This window comes from Archangium violaceum, assembly GCF_016859125.1.
Classification (GTDB): domain Bacteria; phylum Myxococcota; class Myxococcia; order Myxococcales; family Myxococcaceae; genus Archangium; species Archangium violaceum_A.
The window spans coordinates 606,588-618,806 of the sequence record NZ_CP069338.1; the positions used below are offsets into that span (position 1 = coordinate 606,588).

Genomic DNA, 12,219 nt, shown 5'->3' on the forward strand with positions numbered 1-12,219 from the left:
GCACTCCCGCTCCTGGCCGTAATACGTCCGGTACAAGACGGGCGGATGTATTTTTACACCGGGAGCACTCGAAAAATAAAATCAATCTTTCAAGACTGCTATCTATGCAATGTCGGAATATCGCCTTGGCGACGCAACCCCGCCTCCCAGCGTGGACTGCCGTTCAACGCCGGGCATGTGGACCTTGCGAAAAGGCGCCTGATGTGCGCCCACGTGTGGCGGCCACATTCATGCGATGAGCGGGGGCCGTGTCATGTCTGGCCTTACACCCCCCTTCACTCCCAGGTAATCACATACTCGTTTTCGGTGGGACCCAGGGGCCGGGAGACCACCTTGGCCCCCTTCACGTTGGCGGTGTGGAACAGGGACAGGAAGCCCGCTTCGATCCACTGCCGGGGCATGAGGTCATGCTTGATGATGACGCCGCTCCTGGGGCCCGTCAGCGTCGCCTTGCACTCCGAGTTCCGCGACGCCGCCTCCATGGCCGCCGGCACGTTGCTGATGAGCCGCCGGGGGTCGCCCTGCGCCATCAACAACAGGACCCGCCCCGCAGCGGACGCATAGAAGGTCCGGCACGCGGCGTAGCCCAGCTCCCACACGGCCTTCTCGAAGTTGCCGTATTTCTCGCTCAGCAGCCGCGCCGCCATGTAGAGCAGCCGCATGTACGTGTGATGGGGGTAGTTGAAGAAGTCGAGGATCCGCTCCTCGCCGATCTCCGTCAGGCAGCGCCGCACGGCATCCTCGCCCAGGTGCTGCCGGACCTCATCCACCACGCTGTTGAGGAACAGCCCGCGCATGAGATCCGTGGGCGCGAGAAGAGAGAGCCGCCACCGCAACTCCTCCTCCGTACCAAGCTCGAGCTGTGACGGGTCCGCAGTGGCCGGTTTTTCCATGTACATCCCTCTTACGACGATAGCTCCCGGTACAAGGCTACCCGGTGCCGCGAACTCTGGTAAGGGGCGGCACGTAGCCGGAGCGGCATTGGTCGAGCCGCGACCACTCGGGGAGAAGGCTCCCGTACTGGGGGAGCGCGAGAATGCGCCCATGCGAGCGAGGGAGGGAGCGCTCTGGATGGAGTCCCTGGGCCGCGGGTGGGAGGGGGATGTGGGGCACGGCCCAGGGCGAGCCACTGATCACCGGTATCAAGGTGTTCCTGGTGCTCCTGTGCGCCCGCCCCACCGCCCTCTTCCTGGCGCTCTTCCGCTCGAGCCCCCTCACACGCTCCAGAGGGCCTCGACGCGGGCGCGCACCTTGCGCCGCCCCTCCGCGAAGCCCGGCAGCACACGCAGCGGCTGGAGCGCCGGGCAGTGGTCGATCCACTCCAGGTCGATGAGCGCCGTGTCCGCGGCCCGGCGGAAGTAGCCCAGCGCCTGCTCCGCATGGCCGCAGAGACCGAGGACCTCCGTGGAGATCTGGCACATCAACGAGGCGAAACGCGGGCTGTTCGCCTGGGAGATCGACTCGTCGAACATGGGAACGAAATCGAGTGCCCGCACCTCGCCGAGCACCGCGGAGACATAGAGGCCCGTGATGCGGGAGACGAAGTCCGACTCTTCCGCCACCGCGGCCCCGCACCGTCGCAGCGTCTCCTCATCCCGGGTCCACCCGGCGACGCGGGCCCGCAGCGACTCCGCCGCCGTCCGGTGCGCTGGCGACGCGGCCAGCCGCTCCAGCGCCCACCGGTAGTCCTCCATCTTCCCGCGCAGGGCACTGCAACGGGCGAGCTCGAACAGCGCCGTCACCAGCGAGGGAGACAGATCATAGGCCAGCCGCAGCCGCACGAGCCCCTCGTCCGCGCGGCCCGCCTCGCACTGCATGTTGCCCAGGTACTCGAGCGTCGGCGCATGCCAGGGCGCGATGTCCAGGCCCGTGCGAAGCGCCGTCACCGCCGAGTGCCAGTCATCCTGCTGGGCGGCGAGCATCGCCCGCGCCAGGTGTGTCTCGGCCATCGCCGGCGCCAGACGCAGGGCCCGCTCGACACTGGCGCGCGCGGTCGCGGCATCGTCTCGCGAGGAGTCCTTCATGCTCATGAACCACGTACGCAGGCTCGCGATGGCATGGAGCGCGATGGCGGGCGAGAAGTCCGGCACCAGCTCCAGACACGTGTCGAGCAGCGCCAGCGGCTCCCTGTCGTGGTGCCCCCGGAAGGCCCCATGGATCAGGGTGTTCGCCTGCCGGTAGAGCGCCAGCGCCTCGGGCGGGGTGCTCGCGCGCCAACCCGCGAGCACCACCTCACCGCGCAGCTCCTCGGCGATGCGCGGCACCAGCCGATCCTGCAGCTCGAAGGCATCGTTGGAGGCGTGCTCGAACCGGCCGCTCCACAGCTGGGTGCCGGACTGGGCCTCGAGCAACCGGATGGAGACGCGCACCGCCGGGCCCGCGCTCTGCACCGTCCCGTCCACCACCAATTCCACTCCGAGCTCGCGCCCCACGGCCCGTGGGTCTCGTGCCTCACGGAAGCGCGCCGTCACCCCACTGCCGGGCACGCGCAGCCCGCGGGCACGGGAGAGCTGGTCGATGAGCGCCTCCGTCAACGAGTCCCCCAGGAACTCGGAATCGCGCGGGCCCTGGAAGCGCAGGGGCAGGAGCGCCACCCCCTGCTTCACCGTCGGCGTGGTGCTGCGGGGCGAGGTGCGCGTCGTGGAGGCGTGGGAGACGGACGCGGGGGCATGAGCTCCCGTCACGGGTGCCGGGATGGGCGGACCCGACAAGGTGGGCTCCCCCACGCTGACGAGCCAGTCGCGCAGCACCCCGGCCACCTCGAGCGCGCTCGCGGGCCGCTCATCCGGAGCGCGCCCCAGACAGCGGTGCACCAGCTCGGCGAGGGGCGGAGGGACGTTGGCGCGCTGCCGCAGGTCCGGCGGAGACTGGCGCAGGCGGGCCATGGCGGCGGCCCACGGCGTCTCACCGGTGAAGGGCACCTCGCCCGTGAGCATCTCGAACAGCAACAGCCCCACCGCGTAGACATCCGCGCGGGCGTCCACCGGCTCTCCCGACACCTGCTCCGGCGCCATGTACATGGGCGTGCCAACGGCCCCCATGGTGCGCGAGGCGAGCTCCCCCGCCAGCGCGCGGGCGATGCCGAAGTCGGTGAGCACGACGCGCCCGCCGGACTCGACGAGGATGTTGGCCGGCTTGAGATCCCTGTGCACCACCCCGGCGGCATGGGCCGCGGCCAGCCCCTCGCAGACGGCCAGGGCGAGGCGGGCGGCGCGAGGCGCGGTCAACGGGCGCTCGCGGGCGAGCAGCGTGCGGAGATCCTCCCCCTCCACGAACTCCATGGTGAGGAAGGTCTGGCCCTCGTGGGTGCCCAGGTCATGCATCCGCGCCACGTGGGGGTGGGTGATGCGACGCGCCAGGCGGACCTCGCGGCTGAAGCGCTCGATCGCGTCCGGGCCGGCGTCCTCGCCGAGCTCCAGCCTCTTGAGTGCCACCACGTCGCCCACGAGACTGTCGCGTGCCTGATAGACCGTCCCCATGCCACCGCGGCCGAGCATGCGCAGCAGGGCATACCGCCCGGCGAACAGAGGCCCGGACGGGGACTCCCTGGGTGGAGTCGAATCCGTGGTGGCGCGAATGACGGTGCGGTCGCCCTCATCGGGGGCGGAATCGGACAGTGGACGATTGTCGGGCACGGCGCCTGCAATGTAACCCGCCCCCCCCCTGCCCCGCCATTCACCCGGGTACGATACTCTCGGGCGTTCGACGAAAGAGAGACCCTCGATGACGGATACCTGCATCCGCGACTGTCACGCGCTCGTACCGGACCCGAGCGGTTCGCTCACCCTCGCCCGCCACCAGGACATCCTGGTCCGCGGCAACCGCATCGCGGAGCTCCGCCCCACCGGGAGCCCCATCGAGCCCGGCGTCACCGTGCTCGAGGCGAACCGGATGCTCGCCATGCCCGGGCTCATCAACACGCACGCCCACGTCCCCATGGTGCTCTTCCGGGGACTGGCCGAGGACGTGCCCATCGCTCGCTGGTTCAACGAATTCATCTGGCCGCTGGAGAGCAACCTCACCGAGGAGGATGTCTACTGGGGCGCGCAGCTGGGCCTCATCGAGATGATCGAAGGGGGCGTCACCACGGTGGCCGACCACTACTTCTTCATGGACCGGGTCGCCCAGGCCGTCGAGGAGGCCGGCACCCGGGCACATCTCGGGTGGGCCGTGTTCTCCAGCCGCGGCCACGAGGTTCTCGCCGAGACCGCCGCCTTCGCCGAGCGCTGGAAGGGGGGGGCTGGTGGCCGCATCACCACCTGCATGGCGCCACACGCGCCCTACACCTGCGATGACGGCTTCCTGCGCGCCTCGGCCGAACACGCCGCGCGGCTGGGGATCGGCATCCACATCCACGCCGCCGAGGAGATGAACCAGACGCTCGCCAGCGTGCAGAAGCGGGGACTGACGCCCATCCAGGTGCTCCAGGACACCGGCATCCTCGACGTGCCCACCCTCATCGCCCATGGCTGCGGCCTGCTGCCCCAGGATCTCGAGTTGCTCGCCCGCCATCGCGAGAACGTGAGCATCGCCCACGCGCCCAAGACCTATCTCAAGCTGGTCATGGGCATCGCCCCCATCCGCGCCCTGCGCAAGGCCGGTATCCCGGTGGGACTGGCCACCGACGGCGCCGTCAGCAACAACACCCTCGATATCCTCGAGAGCCTGCGCCTCATGGCCCTGCTGCAGAAGCACGAGGCGCTCGACCCCGAGGTGATGCCCCTCCATGAGGCGCTCGACATCGCCACGCGGGGCAGCGCCGCCGCGCTGGGCATGGGCGACCGGCTGGGAGTGCTCGCGCCCGGCTACCAGGCGGACATCCTCCTCGTGGACACCCGGGGGACCCACTGGCAGCCCCCCCACAACCTCATGGCCGGGCTGGTGTACAGCGCTCGCGCCAGCGACGTGCACACCGTCATGGTCGATGGCCGCGTCATCATGCGCGAGCGCCGCCTGCTCACGATCGACAAGGAGCGCGTCCTCACCGAAGTGGCGAAGACCATGGAGCGCCTGGCCCAGCGCGTGCCCGAGTCCCGCATTCAGAGCTACCGGCCATGAACCTCCATCCCATCGCGGGCGTCGCCTGGTACGCCCGCGGACGGCCTCGGGTCCTCAGTTCTCCGCGGCTCCGGCCAGGAGGATCCAGTTCTCGATGGACTGGCGATCGGCGTCGGGCAGCGGAGAGTTCCCGTTGAGCGGGTTGATGGGCATGCGGCTGCCGGTGATGCTGCCGTCGCCGGTGAGCTTGAGGTACAGGTAGCTCTTCTCCAGGCTGCCGCGCTCGATGAGGTTGAGCGAGGGCTTCTGGCTCGAGGGCTTCATCACCAGGCGCTCGTAGACCTCATGGGAGGTGCCGAGCAGGTTCAGCCCGCCCTGCGGGTTGTCACCCCCGTGGCAGCCGCCGCAGTTCGACTGGAGGATGGGCAGCACGCGCCCGCTCCACGTGTCACCGGAGCCCGCGAGGCTGAGGGCCGACGGGTTCGCCGAGTACGTGCACTTGTTGTAGTCGATGGACGAGGACAGGCTCCACTGCGTGGCGTTCGAGTCGAGCCCCTCGATGAAGCACATCAGCGCCAGCATGTCCGGCACGTTCGGCGGCTGGTTGGCCAGCGGCATGCGCGTCCCGGGGACCGTCTGGTCGGCCATGTACCCACGCAGGCGCGCCACCAGGTAGCTTTCCTCGGGCTTGCCCGGCTTGATGAGCGGCACGGTGTTGCCGGGGACGCGCGCACCAAAGGTGCCGTTGCGGTTCTGGTCGCCCTGCACGATGCCGCTGGCCACCAGGCCCTCCACGGTGTCGCGCTGGTTCTCGCTCACCTGGGCGAACAGGTGCTTCCGATCATCGCCGAGCACCCACCAGGTCGTCTTGTAACTGGCGAAGGCCAGTTCCTGCACGTTGCCCTGGCCGTTGACGAAGGTGCGGATGAAGGTACCCGTGGCGTTGAGGCGCTCCTCCTTCACGGGCACGGGATCGTGCAGGTACAGGTGCAGGCCCACGGTGCTGGCGTCCGGCCGCGCCCCGTTGTCGAACTGCGGCGTCTCGCCGGGGACGAGCTCGAACCAGCCGATTTCGATCTCCTTGAAGGTCTGCTCTGCGAAGCGGAAGCGGTCGCCCAGGCGCTCGCACCGGTCGAACACGCCCGTCGGGTTTCCGGACTGCACGTTGCACGGGGCGTTGATGGAGGCCACGAAGGTGCCCGGCGTGTGCAGGTCCGGGTACTCCTTCTGGTTATGGCACACGCCATTGCTGCCGCTGCACGTGCGCATCACCAGCTTGCGGTGCAGGTCGATCCCCGTGGGGTACGTCAGCTGCGCCGCCAGCACGTCCACGTCCGAGCCCGTGTACGGCACCACGTCCGTGGACGTGCCCGGCGTGGGGCGATTCGGCTCGAAGGGGATGGAGCCCGGGTCCTGCGTGTTGGGACCGGAGGAGCCACAGGCCAGCGTCAGGGCACCGAGGGAGGCAACGAGAAGGGAGCGCTTCATGCGAAGAAGTCCTGGATGGGAGCGTCCGCGGGGAAGATGCCCTGGTGGTCGGCACCGAGCAGGTCCAACATCGTCTTGAGCACCGAGCGGTAGGAGTACACCTGACCGGTGGCCTTGAGGTTCGAGCGGTTCACCGAGCCCAGGCTCTTGCCGCCCTTGCCAGCGGCGGAGATGACGCCGCCCATGAAGGGCATGGACATCCACCGGGTGGCCAGGTCGGGGCCGTGGTCGCTACCGTTGGCGGAGTTGAAGCGGCTGCCACCCGTGGTGCGGCCGAACTCGCTGCCGAGCACCACCAGCGTCTTGTCCCAGTACGAGCCGCCCTCGGGGTGCTGCATCCGCTGGAGGGCCGTGCGCAGGCCACTCACCAGCCGGTTGGCGGCCTCCATCTCGCCCGGGAGCTCGGCGTCCTCGCGCGAGTGGAAGTCGTAGCCCCCCTGGTTGAGGAACACCGCCGGGCAGCCGAAATGGAAGAGGCGCAGCGCGAGCGCCGCCCGCTGGCCCGTGGTGTCCGTGCCCAGCAGCGTCCGCAGCTCCTTGTTGGAGATGCCGTCCACCACGTCATTGCTATCGGTGCTCACCCGGAGCATCGGGTCGCGGAAGATCTTCCCGTAGTCGCTCGTGGCCTTGCGCGTCTGCTGGTACGTCTCCACACTCCCTTGCAGCGCCGTGTGGAGCCTGTCCCGGAAGCGGGCGTCCATCTTCGTGGCGATGGTGCGAGCCCACTCCGGCAGGCTCGAGTCCGGGTCCACGCTGAAGCCCTGGAAGTTGCTGCCCTCCAGCACCGGCGGCCGGTAGGTGGCGTATTCGGGCGAGCCCGTGGCCATGCCCGCCTCGCCCAGGCTGAAGGCCGGCAGCAGGGTGACGCCCCGCGAGGCCGCCTCCTTCACACGCTCGCGCACCCCGTAGTTGACGTACGTCAGGAAGCCGGTGGCCCCGCCCACGTAGCCCGTGAGGAAGCGCTCCAGGCCCGTGCCGTGGCCACCATCCGCGCGCGCCGAGAAGGGCTCGTGGTCCACGCACGGCAGCACGCAGATTTCATTGGTGAAGTCCGTCACCGGCTTCATGCCCAGGTCGCGGCGCGGCTTGCCTTCCTCCCCGTCCAGCCACCCCGCGCGCTCCAGCAGCTTGCCCACACCCCACTCGGTGCCGGACGCGGGGTTCGCCTTGCCAAAGGGGTTGAACTCGTCGGCCACGTCGCCGTTGAAGGCGGTGGTGAAGCGGAAGCCGCCGGACAGGCGGATGTAGATGAGGTGGCGCACGGTGCCGTGCCCGGCCGTCTGGGCACGGGCCTCACGCGGCAGCCACAGGTGGGGAAAGGCCAGCGCGGCGGTACCAGCGCCCAGCCCCTGCAGCAGCCGGCGGCGGCCGAAGGTGACGGACTTCGTGTCATCGGAGTCGGACATGGGAGAGGGCTCCGTGGGCTAGTAGAAGACGCGCTCCGCGCTCGACAGCAGCGCGAAGCAGAAGGGCCGGGCGAAATCCTCCGCCGAGCACAGGGTGAGGGCACACGCCGTACCGGCCTCGCGGGCCTCGGCCCGCTCCGTGTCATCCGGCGAACGGCCGAGCAACAGCCGGTACTGGTGGGTGGCGATCTCCTCGGCCACGTCCGCGTTCACCGCGCGGCTCGGGCCCACGCTCGCGGGAAGCAGCTTCTCCACCGCCGCCGCGCCCTTCACCGCCGGGTCCAGCGTGGGGTTGCACAGCGTCTGCACGAAGGAGAGCTGGGTGGCGGTGGTGAGGATGCTCACCACGCGGAAGCGTCCGCCCACCACGTTCTCCGGGCAGCCTCCCAGGGTGCGAGCCACCTCCGAGTAGCGCTCGTCCACCTCGCCCTTCTCGTCCATCTTCCAGCGCGACTCCTGCAGCACCCGGTAGGCGGCGACACTGCCCGAGTTCAGCAGCGCCTCCGGCTGGCTGATGCGGTGGTCGCACCCGGACAGCTCGAGGCCCGTGTTGCGGGCCATGGAGTCGATCCACACCTCCGCGTCCACCTGCTTGAGCGGGCCGTACGTCCACCGGTAGGCGTTGGACGAGGCCCCCTCGGCGGACTGGAGGTAGGCCGCGGAGGTGGCCACCGCGTAGTGCACCGAGCGGATGTCCCCGTTGTTCCGCAGCACCCAGCGCACCAGTTCCTCGCGCACCTCGGGAACCTTCGCGGACAGCTCATACCCCAGGTACTGCATGAGCACGTCGTCCACCGCGCGCTCCCAGAAGTCCAGCTGGCCCGCGACGATGCGACCCGGCGTCTGGAGCTGCGCCCACTCCTCACCGGAGAGCAGACCGCTCCACAACGTCAGCTCCCTCAGGTTCGGGTCGCGCGCGGCGCGCAGGTCCGGCGTGAAGATGACCTCGTTGTAGCCCCACAGCACGCTGGCGCACTCGCCTCGGGACACCTCGTCCACGGCCCCGGTGTCATCCAGGCAGCGGAAGCGGATGAAGGCGTCCGGCAGGCGCATCCCCAGCTGCGGATGGTCGTAGTAGCCCGAGTGCCACAGCTTGTAGAGGCGCGCCATGTCCGCGCGCTCATGCTCGAAGGGCGGGCGGCCCAGGAACTGGGTGAAGAGCGCCTCGGCCTTGTCGCCCGGATCCGCGTAGCGGCGGGTGAACACCGGATGGGCGCTCACCACCGCCGCGAACAGGTCATACGGCACCAGCCCGCGGTACAGCTTCGCCACCAGCCGATCCATGTCGTAGATGGCCTGGAGGCTCGTCACCTCGTTGCTGTAGAGGAAGCGGTCCGCGGCGCGGCGCTGCTGGACGAGGATGAACTCGTCGCTGTCCATCAGCCGCTTCACCGTGGCGCCCCACCCGCCCGAGCACGTGGACTCGGCCTCGTCGGCCGTGGGCACGCGCCCGAGCATGTCCACGAAGAGCCGGCGGCAGGCCTCGGCCTGGACGATGGGACGGCTGGACAGCCCCACGCCCCACAGGCTGCGGCACAGCCCGCGGTTGACGGGGTTCTGCAGACCTGCCTCGTTGCAGTACTTCACGCAGTCCGCGTCACAGTCCGGCGGGCGCGTGTCGTTGGGCAGCGTCGAGACCGGGCGCGCCGCGGGCAGCACGTCATCCCCGCCCGAGAAGTTGCCCGACGTGATGGGATCCCCATTGCCCACCATGCCCCCGGGACCGGCGGCCACCTGCTCCGGCTCGAAGGTGTACGTGGGCTGGCACGCGGCCAACACCGCGAGCACGGGGAGGAAGAGCGTCCGAGACACGGCCATGCGCGACTCCCTGCGGAAGGTGGAGGGACTCAGAGCGAGAACTCGGCCCCGAGGGAGAGACCCAGGCGGAGGGCCATGGTGCTCCAGTTCTTGTTGAAATCGAGCCCGGAGATCTCCTGGCTCGTGGCGAAGAGGTACTGCTGCTCCACCTGCGCGAGCACGTCCGCGCGCAGCCAGATGCGCTCGGACATCCGCCGCCGCCCTCCCACGGAGGGACCCAGCAGCCAGCCCACGCGCGGCACGCTCCACACGCTCACGCCCTGCTCCTGGAGCCGGTGGATCTCCGCCGAGAACTCACGGCCGGGCACCAGGAAGGACAGCCCCGCGCGCCCCCCGAAGACGACCTCCGTCTTGTCGGCCACCGGCAGGCCGTACTCCCCGGAGGCGAATACCTCGTTCAGAATGCCGAAGCCGAACTGCCGTCCTCCGCCCGCGGCGTAGTTGCCGAAGATGCGCAGGCCACCGCCCACCCGCAGCCGCTCGCTCACCGAGGGCACCGGCGTGGTCAGCCAGGCCGTGGCCGACAGGAAGCCCGCGCTCGAGTATTCGAAGGACTCGTCCCGGAGCGAGGTGTTGATGCCCTGCGAGCCATTCATCCGCGCGCTCTCCAGGAAGAGGTCCGGCCCCACGCCGATGCGCATCGGGCCGGAAGCGGCCGAGGCCGCTGGCGAGGAAGCACGTGCCGCGGAAGTGGAACGAGGCGCCGGAGCGGGCCGGAGCGCCGGGGCGGCCTTCGCCTCCAGGGCCGGCTTGGACGCCACGATGGGAGCGGGCTCCTCGGCGGCCTTCGCCTCCGTGGCGGGCCCGGGCAAGGGCGCGAGAGGAGATTCCTCCGGCTGCGCGGCCGAGGACTTCTTGGACGCGCTCGTCTTCGCCTTGGACGACCTCGATGCCTTCGATGTCTTGGATGACCTGGACGGAGCGGCCTGGCTCACCGGAGCGGCGAACACCAGCAGCGCGGAGAGGATGCCGCAGCAGACTCGAGGGAACGACTGGAACAGGTGGCGCGAGCGGAGGGGAAGCGGCACGGGAGACTCGGGTGCAGGGGAGACAGACCGCTTGATTCTACTTCAAAATGACCCTCCTTCCGGTCTCGCGGACACGGAAGGAGGGAAGAACCACGCAAGACTCAGTCGCGACGACGGCGGAGCAGCGTCATGCCACCGGCGATCAGGGAGAGCAGCATCACCGGCGAACCCCCGGTGGTGGAGCAACCACCGTTGTCATCGTCACCACCACCGTCACCACCACCACCATTGCCATCGCCATCGCCCGAGGAGCCACCCGTGATGTTCACGGTCAGCGACGTGGTCGCGGCCCCGTCCAGGGTGGAGTTGCCGTCACCGTTGACCGAGTTGCCAGCGCCGAAGATCGTGACCTTGCCCCCGGTCTGGGGCGCCACCAGCAGGAAGTCGAAGATGATCTCTCCGCTGGTAGGGGACCGCGGCGCGGAGTGGGTGAGCTCGTCCCCCACCTTTTTCGTGCCCGTGCTTTCCCGCAGCGACGCCGCCGCGTTGTCGACGGCCACGTTGAACCCACCCTTCTGCCCGGGACCACCACGGATGATGAGCTTGTACACCTGCGTCGCACCCGCTGCGATCGACGTGGGACCCTCGATCTCCACCGTGGGCGCGGAACCACCCGTGTGGCAGAAGGAGCAGGTCTGCGTTGAGGTCTTGCCCGAGTAGCCGGTCATGCCGGTGGAATTGGCAAGGGCCGGGGAGGACAGCAGGCACAGCGAGAGCACTCCAGCAGCACCGTACGACGAGAACTTCATACGACCTCCATGAGTGAAGGTTCTCTTTTTAACTCGCTTTTCCCCGTCCTCCCATGACCCCCTGACACACCGCGTAGGACACAACTCCGTGACGCCAACCGTGGGAGCGAAGAAGATCGCTGTGGCCGTAACTCTCCGTCTCACGGCTGCCGGGTGAAGTCGCAGACCGCCACCGTTCCGCCATCCTCGGTCATGCCCCCCTCCGGACAGGAGGCGGTGCCCCCGTCGGGCCTGGAGTACGTCTTCGGATAGCGGGTGTGCGCGGTGCGCAGCGTGTACCCGGCCGCGCCGTAATCCGTGCGCTCCACGCCGCTCACGGCCACCTCGAGGATGCCGCCTTTGAGGAAGCGCGGCTCCAGACAGGCGCAGGCATAGGGCTGAACCGTCACCTTGGTTCCACCGTCTCGGACGAGGGAAGAAGAAGGTGAAGGTGTCCACGTCGGTGGGCACGGCGTCGTAGTCCGCGGGGCCACGCACGCCCTGCCCCTTCGTCGGATCATTTCCGACGAGCCGGCCCAGGCCATGGGAGATGGAGCCCTTCACCTCGTAGGCATCTCCCGTGGGTGGCGCGGGGAAGGTCAGGGCTTCATCTCCACCTCCAGGCGGTAGTCCTTGTCGTCCGCCCAGCGCGTGCCCTCGTCCTGGACGAGGAAGTAGTAGCGAACGGAGGAGCCGTGCGGGGGCACCGGCAACATGCCCTCGAAGTTGCGCAAGGACCGGGGTCGCGGGGAT

10 protein-coding genes are annotated in these 12,219 nt (G+C 69.2%); 1 reads left to right on the top strand and 9 read right to left on the bottom strand.

Annotated elements, in window-relative coordinates; translation table 11 throughout:
• Positions 1-275: 275 nt before the first annotated feature.
• Positions 276-893: a TIGR02265 family protein gene (locus JQX13_RS02570; RefSeq protein WP_203407497.1), complete on the bottom strand. Its 618-nt coding sequence runs from the start codon at positions 891-893 to the stop codon at positions 276-278.
• A gap of 321 nt (positions 894-1,214) precedes the next feature.
• Positions 1,215-3,635 carry a serine/threonine-protein kinase gene (locus tag JQX13_RS02575; RefSeq protein WP_239014494.1) on the bottom strand — a complete coding sequence of 807 codons (2,421 nt, stop codon included), beginning with the start codon at positions 3,633-3,635 and terminating at the stop codon, positions 1,215-1,217.
• 88 nt (positions 3,636-3,723) lie between these two features.
• Here JQX13_RS02575 and JQX13_RS02580 point away from each other — a divergent pair, with 88 nt between their 5' ends.
• Complete coding sequence (locus JQX13_RS02580; protein ID WP_203407499.1) at positions 3,724-5,058, top strand: amidohydrolase; 1,335 nt, start codon at positions 3,724-3,726, stop codon at positions 5,056-5,058.
• A gap of 54 nt (positions 5,059-5,112) precedes the next feature.
• On the opposite strand, the gene JQX13_RS02585 is transcribed toward JQX13_RS02580, so the two are convergent.
• The 7 genes from JQX13_RS02585 to JQX13_RS55230 form a co-directional block, all read right to left on the bottom strand.
• Positions 5,113-6,486, bottom strand: coding sequence for a hypothetical protein (locus JQX13_RS02585; protein ID WP_203407500.1), 1,374 nt, complete (start codon positions 6,484-6,486; stop codon positions 5,113-5,115).
• The gene (locus tag JQX13_RS02590; protein ID WP_203407501.1) at positions 6,483-7,892 is read right to left on the bottom strand and encodes a DUF1501 domain-containing protein; all 1,410 of its coding nucleotides are present in this window, start codon (positions 7,890-7,892) and stop codon (positions 6,483-6,485) included. The genes JQX13_RS02585 and JQX13_RS02590 overlap by 4 nt, the downstream gene beginning before the upstream one ends.
• Before the next feature lie 18 nt (positions 7,893-7,910).
• Positions 7,911-9,710, bottom strand: coding sequence for a hypothetical protein (locus JQX13_RS02595; protein WP_203407502.1), 1,800 nt, complete (start codon positions 9,708-9,710; stop codon positions 7,911-7,913).
• Between the two features lie 29 nt (positions 9,711-9,739).
• Positions 9,740-10,738 (bottom strand): hypothetical protein, encoded by a 999-nt coding sequence (locus JQX13_RS02600; protein ID WP_239014495.1) that lies wholly within the window; start codon positions 10,736-10,738, stop codon positions 9,740-9,742.
• Positions 10,739-10,839: 101 nt separating this feature from the next.
• Positions 10,840-11,487: an MXAN_6652 family MXYO-CTERM-anchored protein gene (locus JQX13_RS02605; protein WP_203407503.1), complete on the bottom strand. Its 648-nt coding sequence runs from the start codon at positions 11,485-11,487 to the stop codon at positions 10,840-10,842.
• Positions 11,488-11,627: 140 nt separating this feature from the next.
• Positions 11,628-11,876 carry a hypothetical protein gene (locus tag JQX13_RS02610; protein WP_203407504.1) on the bottom strand — a complete coding sequence of 83 codons (249 nt, stop codon included), beginning with the start codon at positions 11,874-11,876 and terminating at the stop codon, positions 11,628-11,630.
• A 189-nt stretch (positions 11,877-12,065) separates the two neighbouring features.
• Positions 12,066-12,200 carry a hypothetical protein gene (locus tag JQX13_RS55230; protein WP_275424977.1) on the bottom strand — a complete coding sequence of 45 codons (135 nt, stop codon included), beginning with the start codon at positions 12,198-12,200 and terminating at the stop codon, positions 12,066-12,068.
• Positions 12,201-12,219 lie beyond the last annotated feature (19 nt).

What these genes read in the sequence shown, in the direction of transcription:
- JQX13_RS02605 (WP_203407503.1), bottom strand. Translation starts at nt 11,487, where the DNA reads ATGAAGTTCTCGTCGTACGGTGCTGCTGGAGTGCTCTCGCTGTGCCTG.
- JQX13_RS02570 (WP_203407497.1), bottom strand. Translation starts at nt 893, where the DNA reads ATGGAAAAACCGGCCACTGCGGACCCGTCACAGCTCGAGCTTGGTACG.
- JQX13_RS02580 (WP_203407499.1), top strand. Translation starts at nt 3,724, where the DNA reads ATGACGGATACCTGCATCCGCGACTGTCACGCGCTCGTACCGGACCCG.
- JQX13_RS02595 (WP_203407502.1), bottom strand. Translation starts at nt 9,710, where the DNA reads ATGGCCGTGTCTCGGACGCTCTTCCTCCCCGTGCTCGCGGTGTTGGCC.
- JQX13_RS02585 (WP_203407500.1), bottom strand. Translation starts at nt 6,486, where the DNA reads ATGAAGCGCTCCCTTCTCGTTGCCTCCCTCGGTGCCCTGACGCTGGCC.
- JQX13_RS02590 (WP_203407501.1), bottom strand. Translation starts at nt 7,892, where the DNA reads ATGTCCGACTCCGATGACACGAAGTCCGTCACCTTCGGCCGCCGCCGG.